Source organism: Paratissierella segnis (genome assembly GCF_014385195.1).
Lineage (GTDB): Bacteria > Bacillota > Clostridia > Tissierellales > Tissierellaceae > Paratissierella > Paratissierella segnis.
The window spans coordinates 110,525-128,073 of record NZ_JACRTG010000016.1 but is presented as its reverse complement, the minus strand read 5'-3'; the positions used below and the strand labels follow the sequence as shown (position 1 = coordinate 128,073).

Here is a 17,549-nt window from a genome sequence, read left to right as displayed (position 1 = left end):
TAATGCTCATCATACGATGTATTCAGCACTAATACACAACCATTCGATAATGTAATCAAACCTCTCTCTTTTGTCAGTTCATGACCACCACTATATCTCTTATGACATAATTTATTCTCAGTCCCATATTTTGCATATGATGGACGAGCTTGTTCAACAATAAAGTCTGCATCCCTCGAGTATTTGTCTTCATCGCAGAGACAATCAATAGCGGTCTTGGAGCAATACAACGTACTAAATCAAATATATCATAGCTTTTGTTGAAACACGGAATCACACTTGCCAGTTCTATACCTACATCATTTAGCATTCGGTTCTTATAGGTACATGCACTTCCACTTGCACAGCTAAAATAAATCCATTCATCTAATACAGACAGGAATAACACAGTATTTCCATCATAAGAATGCCCCAGTGTGCCAATTCTTTTATTATCAGTAAAAGTAAGTTTAGACAATAAAGTTATTCCAATCATAGCGTCAAGTAGTACTTTTTTCATCAGATTATCACTATTTAAAAAAGGTAACACATTTCATTTAAATGTTGAAAAAATCCTCATCTCCTAGTAGAGGTACTATCCCCCGTGCATTTTTCCGTCTTTCTTCAAAGCATATCGAGTCAGATGCTAAAACAACAAATCCCTTTCTCGCTAATTCTAGCCCAAAAGCCTACAAGGGGTTACCAGCTATTCCACATACCTCACTTTTCCCTAAATGACGCTCACTGTTATGCTGGTGATTTATTAGTATTGCAGGATTATTATTAAAAACTTCGGAAATTAAAAGAAAGGCAATGACTGTATCTCCATTGGAGTTATACTCTATAAGCTGTCTTTCATACCCAGATTCTTTTATAGATTCTATTATCCTATATTCGATTGAAGCTAGTATATCATCAGCTTTAATACCAATATTTTCAGAAATCCCTAACTTCAAGTTCATCTTCTGAACCCCCAATAATATAAGTAATCTTCCATTCGCAGTTATCTACTAATACGATTATCACATTATAATTATATAACACATTTTATTAACTGTATAATAAAAATCGACATACTAATTAGCAGCTATTTTTACACTTACTTCATATCCCTTTTGCATTATATGCATAATTTATGCAAAATCAGAATTTCCTTTTATGAAAAGATAGATATATACTGAATATAAAGAATTCTCACACAAAATACCCTATGCAAAATTACAAATAAACATTAATTTTAAAGGAGGAATTTAGTATGCAAGAAAAAATTTTATTAAAACACACACCGTATGTTCCTTATGACTCAAATGTATTTACCTATGTACAGAGTGAAGGAGGCATGAGGCAGGTTTCCCTCAAGTTACAGTTCATTTTCCATTTGCTAATCGCGAGGGTATGATAGAATACTATATGGGACTTAATCTAACAAATTTAACACTACCTAATTTTGTTGGTAGCATGCCAGCAGACCATGAATTACAATTGAGAACGCCACTTGATGTTGGTTGGGGTAATTGGATTAATTTTGATCAAAATTTTGTCGGTAAAGAAGCTTTGCAAAAGGCAGTTGATGAGTCGAAATATACAGTAGTAATGTTGGAGTGGAATTCCGAAAGTGTTTTAAGTGTATATAGAGCTCAATTTGACAAAGACAAAACCGTAACCACTATGGAATGGGGAGAAGATTTTTCAAATAATCGTGGTAGTAATGAGTATCATAGCGATGCCATACTTAACAAAGATGGAGATATAATAGGTATAAGTTCTGGCAGAATGTTTAGTCCATATTATCGCAAAATGATCTCAATGGCTACAATTGAAACTAAATATTCTGATTTAGGAACAGAAGTTGATGTTCTTTGGGGAAATCAGGGTACTGACCAAATCAAAATCAAGACTAATGTTTCAAGATATCCATATATTGATACCGACCGTAATGAACAAGTCGATACTAGTAAAATCCCTTATGGTTTTAAATAGAATGTGGCAAAGTGCAAATGTAAAAATAAGGCATTCTATTGAACCATTAATATCTTAATCAAAAATCAAGAAATATTTTTAAAGCCTATCGAACTATATTTACGCTCGGTAGGCTTTAACTTTATAGAATAGATTCTTAATATTAAGAAAATGTTTTTACACATAAATCTATAAATGGATATATTGCAGTATTCTCATTTTCAGGTTTATAAGCAATAGACATATCAATGTAACAAGCTTCATCCATGATAGGTAAATAAACAATATTAGAAAAATGTACATCTACCAATTGTGATGGTAAAATTATTATACCCTCTCCTGATTGAGCAGCTAAAATTGCAGATTCAAGATTATTTGTTAAAATTGATTTTTTGATATGTAAATTATACTTATGAAACAATAGGTAAATATAATGCGAATAACTATTAAAGAAAAAATCATCAATATCAATAAAAGTTTCTTCAAATATATCTTTAAGTTGAACTCCTTCCATCTTATTTAAATGATGGTCATATCTCATTGCCACAAATAGGAATTCGCGCCTTATTGTTTGAAACTCAAATCTCTCATGCCCCTTGAACCTCGTATTAAGTATCATTCCTACATCACACAGTCCATTTAGTAGATTTTCAATAACTGGTATAGGGTATGAAGGAAATATGCTAATATTAATATTTGGATACGTTATTTTAAACTTATCAAGAACAGGTGTAAGATATTGATTAATGGCATAATAAAGTATGCCAATCTTAAGATCATCAGAAAAGCCATTTCTGAAAATCCTCATTTTATCTAGAGCTTCATCATAAGCTTTGACTATATTATTCGCTAACTCTATGAAATATCTCCCCTCTTCAGTTAATTTCACACAGACTGCCTTGTTCTCATAAAAATCTTAACTCCAATTTCATTTTCAAGAACTTTTATATGTCTACTTAACACAGGTTGTGTAATATAAAGTATCTCAGCTGCAATAGTAAAATTCAAATATTTTGCTAAAACAATAAATTTACGTAAATATTCCAGATTAATATTACCACCCTTTCTATCAACACAAATTCTATTAACTATAAAAAAACCTGCGCCCTAATATTTCTTATACTTTAAAAGAAATTGACCATGCTTTCAGTTCTTACTTGTCTATCCATTAAGAAAGCCAACAAACAAGATTGTTGAATTTTTTCAATGTCATTAAGAAAATCTTTCTGATCCTTAACAGTAAGCGATTAATAATATCATATCCCGAACCAGTTCTTGTTTAACAATTTCTTTTCCTGTTCGTCCTTTTGCTCCAAAAACAGTTATTTTCATAATTTCTACTTTCGATATTAGATTTGTATTGAAGATAACCGTGAGACAAATTAATTATCCAATGCATACTTAATCTCATGTATGATAATTTCAGTTAATATTTCAATATCCAACCTCTTCATTCAATTTTACCTCGATCCATTCCCCAGTCTAAACAATTAGAAGTAGTCTAAAAATCCCTGCTTTTGATACATCTCTGCGGTGCGACATTTTTTTAGTTTTCGCCTATCTATTTTCTCCATTTTTGACATCAATACTAACGTCCCTATGATATGAAGTTGATTCTAAGACATTGTCACAGCCCCCTGTCTTATTTCATTTAGAAATCAAATAAAGATGATGCATCAAATAGGATATCATTAGGCATACACACCTCGTGTTTCCTAGCAAATGCATTTATAAATTCATTTGTTGGTTCCTTATGATTATGATATTCCTTTTCAAGTTCTTTTTTTACTTCTTCACATTTCGCAACAGCATTTTCCTCATCGGCATAAATAATGCCATAAAATATGCCATATGAAAAATATATTTCATATGGGTCCTCTTTAGAAGAGAATAAACTCACTTCGACCTCGTCATCATATACTTCACTGATTTCCAGATAAGTATTCTTATAATGTCTGTCATTCTCCGAAAAACAATCAGTTACATTTTCCCACTTATTCATATCTACTCCCCTCACTTTCCTTTTCTACATAATTTTATCCCAACTTCTGTATAACTAGATAAGGTCTAACGCGTATCCTCTTATTTCTTTTCTCAAGCATTTCTTCCCTACTATCAGTAATGAATAATCCATATCAATATCTATAGAAAGTCTTGGCAAATTAAGAAATGTTAAACTAATGGCTATTCTCTTTTGCTTCACTTACAAGATATCGTCTACTTCCCCCAATTTTACTTTTACAATATTCTATAAATTCTTTTGATAACTGCATTTCTTTTCAATAATGAGTCAAAATATATCCTACCTTGAATTAAACTATTTAAATTTGTGTATTTTAGTTTTTCCACTGTTCATTGTTCCACCAACAATATATATCTTTTTCAAATTTATTACTCCTATAAATTCCCATTTATCTTTCAACAACTACTGTTAGCAAGACAAGATCATCATCGCCAGTATTGATGATGCTATGTTCAGAATCCTTTTTACAAATGTGGCATACTCCAGCAACGAGTGTTTCTTCTACTCCATCACATATAGCCTTACCTAAACCAGCTAAAATGTAATTTATGTCATCTCCTGTTTCCTGACGATGCATTCCAATGGAACCACCTTTATAGATTCGGCAGGGAATAATCTTCCCACCTTCATTCATAAACATTTTTGCTGACATTTCACCGGTTCCATTATTCATTCCCGGAAATCTACGTTCCGGAATTTCATTAAAATTGATTACCACTTTATACTCCTCCCCAAATTTCTATTTATCTATTTGATTAAAATAGTTACATAAATTACAATACAAATAATATTGATTATCGTAAGAGTTAATTCATACTTAATTTTTCTATAGCTTGTTTTTCATCCGCCACAAAGAATATATCTCTTCTCTTATTACATTCATAAATAAAATCCTTCAAACTCCTAAAATATAAAACCATTATATTTCTTTACATCATTTAACCGGTTTAACAAAATCTTATAATCTAACGGATTCTCTTTATTTACTCTTTCTGTGATTAGATTCCCTCTCCCCAATAATTTTCTAGAAAATACTCAGGTCCACCAAATTTTTTCCTCCATATTTTCTGTGCATAGGTCACTGGCAGGTCCATATTCTATTGTACCGACTATACAGTCTCTTTTCTCATTTACAACATATTTATCATAATCCTTTGGCTGATTATTTGTCCAGAAGAAATTCGGAACAAAAAGCATCACTAAATAAATCAGTCCTACATATGAAAAACCAAAGTTCATTTCATGCCTCCACTTATCGAATTTAGTACTCTATCCGAATCCTTTAACCCAAAATTAACCTTTTACATTTACTCGTTTCTTTAGACATAATTATTCTCCTTAGGTTATTGTCGTAATTATATTATATACTATATTTACCTTACTATAAACTATCCTAACACATAGGGCGAGGTAAGACTTTATTTTGCTTTTTGGGTGGACTTTTTTGAATACACCAAACGATTTAGGGATATCTTCATGTCTGGATATACTATGAGAAACATACCAAATCAATGCTTCGACTCCCGTGATGCCTTTACCCGTAATTATTCGTAAATGTTTCATTATTCCTCCCTATTAGGAACAAGTCATAATCATTTGACCCAAGTCTGACATGAAGGTAGATGTGAAAGAATAAGCCAAAAAACAAGCAAGGCACTCTGCGAAATTACATCGCTGCGTGCCCTGTTTGTATATGAGTTTACATACAAATTGAAATACACCTTTTCTTGCGTTACATCCAATCCATCCTTCAAAGCCATTTCATCCCCACAAGAATTAGAACTCCATTCGCAAGGCAGCTTTACCCTGCGGATGTTTTATAAGAATATACTCTATATTTGTGATAGCGGAAGCATCAACTTTTACCAATACCTGATTTTTCGGTACAGGTTTCTAGATCTCCACGATTCTGAACGATTCTTCCGACCTTGGTGTAAATAATTGCTTTCATTATCACACCTCCATCATTTCACTAAAGCAACAATATTCTGAGCAAACGCCATGACATTTTGCAAATCCGTCTCATCCGGATGCCCATGGTTCTTCGTGCCTACGGAAGCTCCTTTACAGGTGAACGGATCACCCACAACATTGATTCCCTTATCCTGCAAGAGCTTTTTAAGGTCGTCCCCAATCTTGAACTGGTTTCCGTAGGTGGCAAAAACAGCAGCATTCCTTATTGGCGCTGGATTAAGCTTCTTAAAGAACTTTCTCGTTATCCGGTGCGGCTTAGCCCAGTAAATTCCGTCGCCGACAAACAGGAGGTCAACCGGTCGAGAAAACGATATGCTGCCCTTGCCAATGTGTTCAGCCTTAACGCCCAATGCCTCCGCAATGGCCTTGGCGAGCTTTTCGGTGTTTCCACTCTTTGATGAATGGTAAATGACCCGAATATTCATACTTTATTGCCTCCTTGCATTAAAATACCATGGTTTTCGGGGTAACGCCCTTGGGATATTCCTGTTCGCCGTCAAGCTTTTCTGAATATACCTGATACCACATCTTCGCAATCACATCGGGGTCATTTACAGCGCCTGTCCCCGCTTTCATCATCAACCCTAATGAGCGATGCGCCACCAGAATTCCTTTGGGAGATAATTCTGTATGCAGATTCATAATATAACTGCGCAATCCTGCCATTGCGATGCCAATGTTGCCCAGCATAGGTATTGGATACATAGCAGACAGTCCGGTGGTAAAAAGCAATGCACCTTCACCACGTTCCAGCATATCTGGAAGTAAGCTGTTGGCCACATTAATCGCACTTATCACAAACCCTTCAAATGGAGCCATTGCATTTTCTGCAGTTGTTTTTACTGCTGTGGCAGGTAAGAACGTTGTAGGTACCGGGCTGAGCTCCATGATGTCTATTACGCCATATTTTACTTTTATGTCAGTCATAGCTTTTTCAACTGCTTCTTTTTTCGTTAGATCTGCTAGATAATAAGAAGCCTCAATTCCCTGAGCCTGCAATTCATTCACTATGGATTGGAGCTTTTCCGCATTTCGCGCTATAAGGGCTATTTGAAAACCCTCTTTACCGAAAACCTTAGCTAGAGATAAACCTAGCCCTTTTCCGGCACCTGCGATCACCATTGTTTTCATTTTGACACCATCCTTACAAAAATTTATATTGACAATTTTATTATATCATAGTAATATAAAAAGTGAAGTACGCAAAATAATTTAACTAAGTTACCATTAGTATACTTGATGTACTGATGCAGAATTTGTGAGGTGAAACATGATAAACGCTGACCATCCTTGTGCAAGATCCATCAGACAGGTCATGGATATTTTCGGTGGTAAATGGTCCTTTGCCATCATATGTGAGTTACACGCAGGTCCCAAACGATTTAATGAAATACGCAATGACTTGGAGATCAGTACCAAATCGCTGTCCGACGCCTTAAAGAATCTTGAGGCAAACGGCGTTGTGACGCGGACTGTTCATTCGGCTGCGCCGATAACTGTAGAGTATGCCTTAACAGAAAAAGGCAGTGACTTCGAAGAGGTCTTCATTAAAATGAGTGAATGGGGAATGAAGTGGCTTAATTAGAGCTTTTTTGAGGAAACTCGTTGAGGTGCACATCTGTACTAATCCGCGAAGCTGTGACATCAATACAACTGTCTCGACGTGTCTTGAGATGACAATAATAATGTCATGATCATCTGGTATCCCCTTGGTGGAAGATTATATTTTTGATAATTACCCTCCCATTCATAAACTATTAGATAGTTTTTATTACAACATTAATTCCATACTGATTAAATACCCCAATTAATTTATCAGCATCGCTTTTAGAGCCATTGGAAACATGATTAGTTATACCATCCTCCGATATATATTCGTAACTTATATAGCGAAAACCACCTTTTGGGCCAACATACTTTATTACATTTCTTGCTTTTTCTATTCTCATACTTTCCCCCAGTAAATTATTTGAAAGGTTTATGACATGTGTACCCTCCATGCACGCTTAGTTTTCATTGTTGTTTTCAACATACCAACCACTCCTTTCAAAATTTATGGCAGTTTTTACAGTTATTGTACTATACAGCCTATAGCTAATAAACATCTATCATACATAAGCTCAATTGCCCATCTATTTTCCTCTTCAATAAATTGTATAAGCTTCTTAAAAACTATTTCATAGTTTTTAAGATTAATATTCTCTCCTTTATTGACTAAAGATTCCAGTATACTCAATAGTTGATTATGACTAGTCGTACCTCGGCAATTTTTATCATGCAGTATCCCTAGAAAATTTCTATCCATGCTATCTTCAATATAACAATTTTGTTCTGTAATCATTCCTATTCCTAGTTCACTGCATATCTTATCTAGATATTCTTATTTTTTTATAGAACTTGGAATTAATTATAGCTATGAATCACTATTTATTTGGTTCTCGATAAATGTTTTTAAAATGAGCATAGCTTGAATTATGTGTTTAAAACGATTAAATTGTGAGTTTTCTTTTTCATATTTACTTTGAGCCTTTGTGGTTTTATTTATGATTGAAATTATAGGAGGTAGAGCATCCTTCAAATCTTTGCTTGTATAATTTATTGTTTTATCCCCTAACAGAAGAGCCTTTGAAATATAGAGTGCTTTAATTCTGCTTTTTAAGAGCGAATATTGGGATGTTCCCTCCTGTTTAAATTGGAATTTTTACATCTTAGCTGTCTCCAAAAAGCAGAGTGGTTTTTATACTTTCTTTCGTGTCAAGAAGATTCCAACAATTGCCACAATAAGGATAATCGGTGCTAATCTGACAAATAGCCACTCAAATGCGTGAAAAGCCACTCCTAAAACGGCGGTTTCAGGGTTGAAATAATTCCAATCCAAGTAAGGGCTATTTAATACCCATAAGACCGCAAAAATTGTCACTATGACTGCACACAATAAGATAAATAGCCAATGAAACATTTTTCTTCTCGTGGTGCTTCTTTGTGCAAGTTGTAAATTTATAATTTCCAGTTTTTCGGAAATCACTTTTAAGTCATCAACCTCCGACGTAACAACAGTTTCTCCAAGCAAAGTGCTTACAGGTGTTTCCAGTACTTCTGATATGGAAATCAACATATCAGAATCGGGAACTGACAACCCCTGCTCCCATTTAGAGATTGTTTGTCGCACCACATTCAATTTGATAGCAAGTTCTTGTTGCGAAAGTCCTTTTGATTTCCTAAGTGCTTTAATGTTTTCGTTTAACATTGGAAATAACCTCCTTTCTTTCAGTTGTTACCACTATTGTAGGCGAAACTGCCCGTTGCCACAAGCAACGCATTTTAACATTCAAGTAAAATGATAAATTCCTATTTATCTATTTGAATATAAGTAATACTTAAATTACAATATATAAATAATATTCATTATCGTAAGAGCTAATCCATACTTAATTTTTCGATAGCATGTTTTTCATTTGATACAAAGAATATATCTTTTCCTTTATTACATTCATAAATAAAATCTTTCAAACTCTTACTTGTATATATAGAGAAATCTCCTATGATAGCAATTTTCTTTCGATAATTTATAAATTTCTGCAATATCTCACCTGCTATCTTGGTGCTTAGATCAAAAAACTCTTCACATATTGATGATTTATTTATTATCATACGACTGCATCCTGTTTCATAATCTACTGTAGCAAAAAATCCAATGCTGATTGTACATCTGTTATCAAAATTTCATCCCTATTTACAATAGCAATTCCAATATTGTTTACTTTAATAACTCTTATTTCCATTGTAACCCTCCAATTAAATAATAAATTCACCCCTTATAATATATCTATAGATGTTGTTATAAGAGTGAAGTAATGTGAGATAATTATTAGTATTATTCGAAAAACTCCTTAGCATAAACTACAGTTCCTGTAACTCCATCAAGGCTTCCATCATTAAGTTCCAGTGCCATAAATGATTCATCTGGCACATCAAATGGTGCTTTTATTCCCCATTTGCTTGCTGGTTTAAATCCGAACCTTGGATAATAATTTTCATGTCCAAGAACAATTACGGATTTATAGCCAAGCTTTTTTGCGATATTTATACTTTTATTAATCAAATTAGTTCCTATTCCTCTGTCTTGATATTCTGGCAAAACTGAAACAGGTGCGAGTGCCAATGAAATATATTAATCTGCGACTATAGAAAGTTCCGGAATAAAAGAGTTAGTTTTTCTTAATCTGGAAACTAAATAATGTTCTTTATGGTCACTTTGTTCCACATTTCTAAATGCTTTTTTTACTACTATTTCCGATAATTCATAATCTTTTATTCTTTCTTCTCTAATTATTATTTCCATATTCCTAACTCCCTATTTTCTCATTTTCCCGCTATCATCTCTCGAATTATCTTATGTCATCTATAAAACACCCTGTTTTTAAGGGTCAAAAAACGGTGTTTTTTCACCGATTTTCTACGAGCCTGCATTGCAACAAACTCGAGATAAGAAGAAACCACACCGTTTAATGTAGATAACTCATCCCCAGAGTAGCATTTTTAAAGCTTTTACAGTATCTTCATAAGAAATATCTTCTGCATATGGATAGTTTTTTGAATATTTCACCCACCTATCCTTTAATATTTCACTTGTTTCAATAGCCTTTATCCTTTCTAATGTATCATTAAGTATATGTATTGTTTCCCGATGTTCTATTGTCTTTTTTAATGCTTCAGAAAATACTAAGCTGTTAAACTCTTGAGTATTGACCAATATATAAATATCATAAAAGTCTCTTGGTCGAGTATTTAACTCTCCTCTTTGCAAGATTGTTTCTAGTTTTTCTGCAAGAACAGTTTCTATATTGTAAGCCCATACTCCAATAGTACCTTCATCAAAAATCATTTTAAAAGAATAAAATACTTCCCTTGGAGTTATAACATCTCCTGTGGTTATATCAATGGAAAGTGGAGTAATTATGGTATCATAATCTGCTCTAATCCCTACCCTGTATCCGCCATATATGTCATCATCCCTTATAGGCTCAATTCCCATGAAAGAAAAATTTACATCATCATCCACTTCTATATTACAAATTTCTGTAATGGCTTTTGTCAATGAATCTATGGTTATAGGATAATTTTTAATTGTAGCATCCATATCCATTGTGGAACGGTTATCAATTCCAACAAGAGCAGCTATTAACATACCACCTTTTAATATAAAGTTATTTTTGTAATTAGATTTGGATAGTCTTTCAAGAAACCTTTCAAACATATAGTTTTGTAGTATAACTTGGGCTGATATATCTTTTTCTTTTGCTAAGTTCCTAATTTTAGCCTTTAAACTCATGGCTTTTCTACTCATATAAGTACCTCCATATAGGTGTTTAATATCTTTTCTACATTAAGTTTTTTTGCGTATTCAATAAGCAAAGCATAATCTAAATTCCTTTTCTTTGCTACTCTTTTAAGGGCATCAGTAAATATTTGAATGTCTATCCTGTTCCTGCTTCTCAATATATCACAAATGGTTCTTTCCACATTATATATCTTTATGGTATTCCCAAAGGATGTTTTTCCTTCTATTACACCCATTAGGTGTAGATCTTTTTTTATATAATAGATTTTAAATCTTTCACTTATATTACTTACAACTTTATATCCGCTTGGTACAGTTGCTGAATATTCAAAAGGTATTCTATCTGATAATTCATGTAAAAAAAGAGCTGTTTCATGTGAATAGATTAATTTAGAATATTTTTTTTGCATTATATACATTTCATCTTCTAATAAATCAGGCAATACATAGACACCCCTACCTATTCTTTCTATTTTACCCTCTGCCACCATCATAGATAGATAAGTTCTTGGGATCTTATTTTCATCTAAATCTGAGCTAAGTAAGGTTCCATTCTGTTCATTTATAATCTTTTCTATTCTTTGAATGTAGTCCATCTTCTTCACCTTCTTGTTTTACAAATATACCTACATTGTATCCCATATAAGTATATTTGTAAATACATCTTATACATTTCATTTTATATTCCTTTTTTTGTCTTTTTTGATTTTTCTTCTTATTTCATCTTAATCCTTAATCATTTTTTGCCATTGTGCTTTAAGCATCTCATGTTTTATTGCTTTCATAGTAGTCAAATTATCATCTCCCTACTGTTCTAATGTTGACAAAGTATTTTGTTAACATTAAAAGTATTTTGTAGGGATATTATCTCATGTTAAATGATACTTTTAAATCCATGTGATTATTAACCGCTTACCTTTGTTCCACATTTCTAAATGCTTTTTTTACTACTATTTCCGATGATTCATAATCTTTTATTCTTTCTTCTCTAATTATTATTTCCATATTCCTAACTCCCTATTTTCTCATTTTCCCGCTATCATCTCTCGAATTATCTTATGTCATCTATAAAACACCCTATTTTTAAGGGTCAAAAAACGGTGTTTTTTCACCGATTTTCGACCCAATTTTCGTCCTTGAACCACTATATGTTGTGGTCAAATTCTACTATTTTCCCCTGAATCACAATACGTCATCAGAATTATACTCTCCACATGCCTTGAGTATACAAAAAAGATGCCGCTTGAAGCTGGCAATGCCTTGGCGGTGAAATCAATGGCAGTGAATCTCTATTATGTGCTTAGATAATTTTTTCAAACAGACTTTCCTTCTAAACTTTATCGTTTAATAAAACCATATGGATATGGTCTTCCCATATTCCATTAATCTTTAAGTACTTATAAGCAGTACCCTCATTATAAAACCCCAGTTTTTCGGTTACTTTTAAAGATCGTTTATTTCTAGGTATTATATTAGCTTCAATCCTATGCAATCCATATTCACTGAATACAATATCGATCCCTTTTTTAATTGCCTCCGTCATATAGCCTTGATTGATTTCATCTTTATCCAATTTGTAGCCAAGGTAGCATGATAAAAAAACACCCCATACCATGTTGCTGAAACCAATAGACCCAATAATTCGGTTTTCATCATTCTTTTTAAAAATCCATAATGTTAATAAATTCTTATTCTCTATCAGAGACAGATCATTCTCAAGCTTTTACATCCTCCGAACGTTCAACTTTAAGTTTAGCATCCTTGCCATAAGCAACCATCAGGATAATATCATAAAGGTCTACGTCTTTACCTACTGTTTCATAAAATTTAGAAAAATCAATTCCCCGTTCTTCAAAATAATTATTTATATCTAATTTATTTTCGTTTATCCATGAGTAATGAAATACTTCCTCTGTTGGATACTTTTCTACAATTATTTTTTTAAATGTATCTCTATGATTCACAATAAGTTTTCCATCAACGCTATATAAAAGCTCAACTTCACTGATTATCTTAGCATCAACATCATCAACACGATATTTTCTGTTGATTTCTTCGTCATCTGTGTCATAAGAATCGTCTGTAACATCGTCAGGTTCCTCCGGTAATGGCTTATCCCCCTCAACATCATAAACAGAAGATGCAGGACCATCAAACTCAGGGTCAGAAAATTTCATTGTGGCTTTTCTGAAATCTAATATAGTGAAATATCTTTTATCCCTATCCCATACAAGCCTTGTTCCACGACCAATAACTTGTTTAAACTTCGTCATAGAACCAATCACACTATCAAGGACAATAACTTTACACATTTTACAATCTACACCTGTAGAGAGGAGTTCAGCTGTGGTTACAATAGTTGGATATTTTGAATTGTTATCTATAAAGTTTTCCAGTTGTTTTTTACCCAAATCATCTTGCCCTGTAATACGCATAACATATCTATCATCAATTGCACACATGTCATTATTTTCATTTACAAGCGCTTGTCTCATACGACCCGCATGGTCCTCATCAACACAAAACACAATTGTTTTATTATATCTATCTGTTTGTTTTAAATACTCTGTAATACGCTTTGCAACAGCCTTTGTCCGCTCGTCAATAATTATTTTACGGTCAAAGTCCTTTGATGTATAAACCTTATGTTCTATTTCTTGACCATAAATATCAACCTTACCATCTTCAGGCTCATATCCTTCTAAGTCTTTATCAATTCCAATTCTCAACACTCTGTATGGCGCTAAAAACCCATCATCAATACCCTCTTTTAAAGAATAAGTATATACAGCATCACCAAAATAATCACTGTTGTGAACATCTCCCTCTTCTTTTGGTGTTGCTGTCATACCAATATGAATTGCACCACTAAAATAATCAAGAATTTTACGCCATCTGCTATTATCCTTTGCACTGCCTCTATGACACTCATCAATGATAATTAAATCAAAAAAATCCGGACTAAACTGCAAAAATGTTTCCATATCATCGTCGCCACTCAGTTGGTGATACAAAGACATAAAAATATCATAAGCACTATCAAGCGTTTTATTTGTTACTTTAGTTAAAATATTCTTATTTACAAACGGGGCAAAGTCATTTAGAATTGTTTGGTCAATTAAGATATTTCTATCTGCTAAATATAAAACCTTTTTAACCTTTTTTGTTGTATATAGTCTATGTACTATCTGAAAAGCGGTATATGTTTTACCCGTGCCGGTTGCATAACAAGTGGCCCACTTTGTGGATTTTCAAGATTATAATATCTACTCAAACTATCTACTGCTTAATGTTGTTTCAATTATTTTTGTTTCCTTATGGTTGATTTTTTCAACTTAAATTAAGCACGAATCTCTTGCTGTTGATTTTGTCAACCTATATAATGATAATTGAGGTGATAACATGGAAGATATTAATATTGCTCGGACAATTATAAAGAAGCGTAAAGAAAAAGGACTAACCCAAGATGATCTTGCGAGATACATCGGTGTTTCCAAGGCCTCTGTTTCGAAATGGGAAACCAGACAATCCTTTCCCGATATAACCTTTATTCCACAGCTTGCAGCTTTTTTCAATATCACTATTGATGAGTTAATGGGCTACGAGCCACAAATGAATAAAGAGGATATCCGCAAATTGTATCTGAGCCTATCCTCTGATTTTACAGTAAAACCATTTGATGAAGTTCTTGGCCATTGTCGGGAAATTGCTAAAAAGTATTTTTCCTGCTTTCCCTTACTCTTTCAAATTGGGGTCCTGCTCGTTAACAACAGCATGGAATCTGGAGAAACGGACAAAACTTTTGCAGTAATTAGAGAAGCCAAAGAGCTGTTTATCCGTGTAAAAAAAGAAAGTGACAATCTGGAGCTTTGCCAGCTTGCACTTAACTTGGAGGCATTTTGCGCCTTGTCACTGGGAAATGCAGAAGAGGTGATAGAGTTGCTTGAGGAAACAAGTAATAAGATAATTTCCACAGAAACCCTACTTGCACCAGCCTACCAAATGATTGGCAAGCAAAGACAAGCAAAATCGGTGTTGCAGGTCGGTATCTATCAACATATGGGTTCTATTTTTGATGGGCTCACGGACTATCTCCTACTTTGCACCGATACACCTGAAAAATTCGAAGAAACATACGAACGGGCGCTTGCTGTCGCTAAAATTTTCGACTTGAAAAATCTTCACCCGGCAATGTTGGTGAAGTTCCATATCATTGCTGCTCAAGGCTATATAATGCTTGATAATACAAACAGAGCCCTTGAAATCCTTGAGGAATATACGGAGCTTGTTACAGGAAATATTTATCCTCTCAAGTTAAAAGGAGACACTTATTTCAATTTGCTTGATGAGTGGATTCATGAGTTGGATTTAGGATCAGCCCTTCCTCGGAATGATAAAATTGTGCGACAAAGTATGGTTGAAGGTATCATCAATAACCCTGCCTTTTCATCTCTCGCTGATGAAAATCGCTTTCAGAGAATTGCAGAAAAACTAAAAAATAAATTGTATGGAGGCGTGATATGATAGCAGTCTTAATAGAAAATTTGTCAAAAATCTATACCGGTGGAAACAAGGCAGTGAATGATATCAGCCTCGCAGTAAACCAAGGTGAGGTATTTGGGTTCTTGGGTCCTAATGGAGCAGGAAAGACCACCACTATCAAGCTACTTTGTGGAATGCTTACACCCTCAAATGGGAGTTGCCGAGTGTTTGATCTTGACCCTGCCCAAAATCCAGAAAAGCTACATCAATTATCAGGCGTGATGACAGAGCACGCGCAAATGTATGATCATTTAACGGGGCTTGATAATCTCATTTTTTTTGGTACACTTTTCGGTATGAATATGTCTGAGTGTAAAAAGAGAGCAAACGCTCTTTTGAATAGGTTAAATTTGACATATGCAGGTCAACGTAGGTTATCAACCTATTCTACTGGTATGCGCCAGAGACTTTCCCTTGCCAGAGCTATGTTACACAGCCCTAAAATTCTGTTTTTAGATGAACCAACCTCTGGCCTTGATCCTGAAAGTGCGCAAAATGTAAACACCCTCATTCAGGAACTTGCTGCAAGCGGAACAACCATTTTCTTATGTACCCATCAGCTGAGATATGCACAGGAAATATGTACCACGTACGGGCTAATTAGTGAAGGTAGTTTATTGGCGACAGGAAATATTGAAAAGCTTCGCTCCATGGTTTCTTCTAAACTTACAGTCCGGTTGAAAGCAAGTCTCATCCCCAATGGTATGGTGTATGAGAAAACCGGGGAAGATACCTATAACATCACTGTAAGCTCAGAAGATGAAATCCCCCTTATTATCAAAGGGATTGTAGGTGCGGGTGGTGATGTATATCATGTCTCGGCAGATCAAATACCGTTAGAGGAAATTTATTTTTCACTAATCGATATGAATAATGGGAAAATGGAGCGTGAAAATTTATGAATAAAAGACAACTAGCACTTATTAAAAAAGATATCCGTAGCATTACATCGAATAAGCAGGCCTTCATGGTTATACTGATCGTACCCCTTGCACTTACTATTGTACTGCCGTCTATTTTAGTGATCGTCACGGCACTGGTTCCGGATTCTGCTTCGGATTTTCAAGCACTACTGGATATGCTGCCAATTACTGCCCAAGAGGGAGATCAAGTGCAGATTATATTAGGGCTGGTGCTTAATAAAATCATGCCGGTTTTTTTCCTGTTGATTCCGATTATGGCCTCGTCTGTTATGGCAGCTAGCTCCTTTGTAGGAGAAAAGGAGAAGAACACTCTGGAAACCTTGCTTTATTCCCCGCTCTCATTGAAGCAATTGTTTCAGGCCAAAATATTAGCAGGCTTTTCGGTAGGTATGATTGTTTCCTTTATCTCATTTGTCGCAATGATGATAGTATTGCAAATAGAAATGCTGATTTTGACAGGCGCCGTGATTTTGCCTGATATTAGCTGGCTTATTATTATGCTGCTTATTGCACCATCTATCTCCCTTGTTTCTATTGGCATAACGGTGCGTGGCTCTGCAAAATCTCAAACCATGGAGGAAGCACAGCAACGCGCCGTATTCTTGGTTTTCCCCATCATTGGGCTTGTTGTAGGCCAATTCACAGGGATTATCTTGGTAAACTCATGGCTTCTTTTGGGCATAGGTATGGTTTTAGCATTGATCGCTGCTCTCATTATAAAAAATATTGTAGGAAAATTTACCTATGAAAAGCTTTTAAAATAATGATGGCATGAGTAGCATTACTAATTCATCTCTTTTATCCAAGA

Annotated in this window: 26 protein-coding genes and 1 pseudogene; 5 read left to right on the top strand and 22 right to left on the bottom strand. The window is 34.2% G+C overall.

The genetic code is table 11. From position 1 onward, the window contains the following. Positions 1-73: 73 nt before the first annotated feature. Both H8707_RS05840 and H8707_RS05835 read right to left on the bottom strand, forming a co-directional pair. Complete coding sequence (locus H8707_RS05840; RefSeq protein WP_262429190.1) at positions 74-499, bottom strand: hypothetical protein; 426 nt, start codon at positions 497-499, stop codon at positions 74-76. Positions 500-668: 169 nt separating this feature from the next. Continuing rightward, positions 669-941: a hypothetical protein gene (locus H8707_RS05835; RefSeq protein ID WP_262429189.1), complete on the bottom strand. Its 273-nt coding sequence runs from the start codon at positions 939-941 to the stop codon at positions 669-671. A 496-nt stretch (positions 942-1,437) separates the two neighbouring features. On the opposite strand from H8707_RS05835, the gene H8707_RS05830 reads away from it, so the two are divergent. Beyond that, positions 1,438-1,959, top strand: coding sequence for a hypothetical protein (locus H8707_RS05830; RefSeq protein ID WP_262429188.1), 522 nt, complete (start codon positions 1,438-1,440; stop codon positions 1,957-1,959). A gap of 142 nt (positions 1,960-2,101) precedes the next feature. Here H8707_RS05830 and H8707_RS05825 read toward each other — a convergent pair whose 3' ends face one another. The 10 genes from H8707_RS05825 to H8707_RS05790 all read right to left on the bottom strand — a co-directional run bounded on the left by H8707_RS05825 (position 2,102) and on the right by H8707_RS05790 (position 7,066). Beyond that, the gene (locus tag H8707_RS05825; protein ID WP_262429187.1) at positions 2,102-2,827 is read right to left on the bottom strand and encodes a LysR family transcriptional regulator substrate-binding protein; all 726 of its coding nucleotides are present in this window, start codon (positions 2,825-2,827) and stop codon (positions 2,102-2,104) included. Further along, positions 2,824-2,985, bottom strand: a complete 162-nt coding sequence (locus H8707_RS15235) for a helix-turn-helix domain-containing protein (RefSeq protein ID WP_394354643.1) — start codon at positions 2,983-2,985, stop codon at positions 2,824-2,826. Before H8707_RS15235 ends, H8707_RS05825 begins: the two co-directional genes overlap by 4 nt. Positions 2,986-3,589: 604 nt before the next feature. After that, positions 3,590-3,940, bottom strand: a complete 351-nt coding sequence (locus H8707_RS05820; RefSeq protein ID WP_262429186.1) for a hypothetical protein — start codon at positions 3,938-3,940, stop codon at positions 3,590-3,592. A gap of 54 nt (positions 3,941-3,994) precedes the next feature. Continuing rightward, on the bottom strand, positions 3,995-4,141 hold the full coding sequence (locus H8707_RS05815; RefSeq protein ID WP_262429185.1) for a hypothetical protein: 147 nt from the start codon (positions 4,139-4,141) through the stop codon (positions 3,995-3,997). Between the two features lie 208 nt (positions 4,142-4,349). Next, positions 4,350-4,679: a cupin domain-containing protein gene (locus tag H8707_RS05810; RefSeq protein ID WP_262429184.1), complete on the bottom strand. Its 330-nt coding sequence runs from the start codon at positions 4,677-4,679 to the stop codon at positions 4,350-4,352. 88 nt (positions 4,680-4,767) lie between these two features. Further along, a complete protein-coding gene (locus tag H8707_RS15230; protein WP_394354639.1) occupies positions 4,768-4,881 on the bottom strand; it encodes a DUF4180 domain-containing protein in 114 nt (37 codons plus the stop codon). A gap of 115 nt (positions 4,882-4,996) precedes the next feature. Next, positions 4,997-5,200 (bottom strand): hypothetical protein, encoded by a 204-nt coding sequence (locus H8707_RS05805; protein ID WP_262429183.1) that lies wholly within the window; start codon positions 5,198-5,200, stop codon positions 4,997-4,999. Positions 5,201-5,299: 99 nt separating this feature from the next. Then, positions 5,300-5,524, bottom strand: a complete 225-nt coding sequence (locus H8707_RS05800) for a hypothetical protein (RefSeq protein WP_262429182.1) — start codon at positions 5,522-5,524, stop codon at positions 5,300-5,302. Positions 5,525-5,925: 401 nt separating this feature from the next. Then, positions 5,926-6,360, bottom strand: a complete 435-nt coding sequence (locus H8707_RS05795) for a flavodoxin family protein (RefSeq protein ID WP_262429181.1) — start codon at positions 6,358-6,360, stop codon at positions 5,926-5,928. 19 nt (positions 6,361-6,379) lie between these two features. Further along, on the bottom strand, positions 6,380-7,066 hold the full coding sequence (locus H8707_RS05790; RefSeq protein WP_262429180.1) for an SDR family NAD(P)-dependent oxidoreductase: 687 nt from the start codon (positions 7,064-7,066) through the stop codon (positions 6,380-6,382). A 139-nt stretch (positions 7,067-7,205) separates the two neighbouring features. On the opposite strand from H8707_RS05790, the gene H8707_RS05785 reads away from it, so the two are divergent. After that, positions 7,206-7,520, top strand: a complete 315-nt coding sequence (locus H8707_RS05785; protein WP_262429179.1) for a winged helix-turn-helix transcriptional regulator — start codon at positions 7,206-7,208, stop codon at positions 7,518-7,520. 172 nt (positions 7,521-7,692) lie between these two features. Here the strand turns inward: H8707_RS05785 and H8707_RS05780 are convergent, their stop codons facing one another. The 10 genes and pseudogenes from H8707_RS05780 to hsdR all read right to left on the bottom strand — a co-directional run. Next, entirely contained in the window at positions 7,693-7,935 is a 243-nt protein-coding gene (locus H8707_RS05780) for a hypothetical protein (RefSeq protein ID WP_262429178.1), read from the bottom strand. 71 nt (positions 7,936-8,006) lie between these two features. Further along, positions 8,007-8,276: a hypothetical protein gene (locus tag H8707_RS05775; protein WP_262429177.1), complete on the bottom strand. Its 270-nt coding sequence runs from the start codon at positions 8,274-8,276 to the stop codon at positions 8,007-8,009. Positions 8,277-8,672: 396 nt separating this feature from the next. After that, positions 8,673-9,182, bottom strand: a complete 510-nt coding sequence (locus H8707_RS05770) for a helix-turn-helix domain-containing protein (RefSeq protein ID WP_262429176.1) — start codon at positions 9,180-9,182, stop codon at positions 8,673-8,675. A gap of 170 nt (positions 9,183-9,352) precedes the next feature. Further along, positions 9,353-9,586 (bottom strand): DUF4180 domain-containing protein, encoded by a 234-nt coding sequence (locus H8707_RS05765; protein WP_262429175.1) that lies wholly within the window; start codon positions 9,584-9,586, stop codon positions 9,353-9,355. Positions 9,587-9,809: 223 nt separating this feature from the next. Next, positions 9,810-10,097, bottom strand: a complete 288-nt coding sequence (locus H8707_RS05760) for a GNAT family N-acetyltransferase (RefSeq protein WP_262429174.1) — start codon at positions 10,095-10,097, stop codon at positions 9,810-9,812. A gap of 9 nt (positions 10,098-10,106) precedes the next feature. Next, positions 10,107-10,277 carry a hypothetical protein gene (locus H8707_RS05755; RefSeq protein WP_262429173.1) on the bottom strand — a complete coding sequence of 57 codons (171 nt, stop codon included), beginning with the start codon at positions 10,275-10,277 and terminating at the stop codon, positions 10,107-10,109. Between the two features lie 177 nt (positions 10,278-10,454). Continuing rightward, a complete protein-coding gene (locus H8707_RS05750) occupies positions 10,455-11,282 on the bottom strand; it encodes a nucleotidyl transferase AbiEii/AbiGii toxin family protein (protein ID WP_262429172.1) in 828 nt (275 codons plus the stop codon). Beyond that, on the bottom strand, positions 11,279-11,872 hold the full coding sequence (locus H8707_RS05745; RefSeq protein WP_262429171.1) for a type IV toxin-antitoxin system AbiEi family antitoxin domain-containing protein: 594 nt from the start codon (positions 11,870-11,872) through the stop codon (positions 11,279-11,281). The genes H8707_RS05750 and H8707_RS05745 overlap by 4 nt, the downstream gene beginning before the upstream one ends. 734 nt (positions 11,873-12,606) lie before the next feature. Continuing rightward, a complete protein-coding gene (locus H8707_RS05740; protein WP_262429408.1) occupies positions 12,607-12,975 on the bottom strand; it encodes a GNAT family N-acetyltransferase in 369 nt (122 codons plus the stop codon). A gap of 16 nt (positions 12,976-12,991) precedes the next feature. After that, positions 12,992-14,494, bottom strand: a pseudogene (hsdR, locus tag H8707_RS05735) (EcoAI/FtnUII family type I restriction enzme subunit R); the annotation flags it as partial. Positions 14,495-14,678: 184 nt separating this feature from the next. Here hsdR and H8707_RS05725 point away from each other — a divergent pair. Genes H8707_RS05725 through H8707_RS05715 form a run of 3 tightly spaced genes read left to right on the top strand, consistent with a single transcriptional unit; the run spans position 14,679 to position 17,505 of the window. Beyond that, positions 14,679-15,800 (top strand): helix-turn-helix domain-containing protein, encoded by a 1,122-nt coding sequence (locus tag H8707_RS05725; RefSeq protein ID WP_262429170.1) that lies wholly within the window; start codon positions 14,679-14,681, stop codon positions 15,798-15,800. After that, entirely contained in the window at positions 15,797-16,720 is a 924-nt protein-coding gene (locus H8707_RS05720) for an ABC transporter ATP-binding protein (protein WP_262429169.1), read from the top strand. Before H8707_RS05725 ends, H8707_RS05720 begins: the two co-directional genes overlap by 4 nt. Beyond that, positions 16,717-17,505 carry an ABC transporter permease subunit gene (locus tag H8707_RS05715; RefSeq protein ID WP_262429168.1) on the top strand — a complete coding sequence of 263 codons (789 nt, stop codon included), beginning with the start codon at positions 16,717-16,719 and terminating at the stop codon, positions 17,503-17,505. Before H8707_RS05720 ends, H8707_RS05715 begins: the two co-directional genes overlap by 4 nt. Positions 17,506-17,549: the final 44 nt, after the last annotated feature.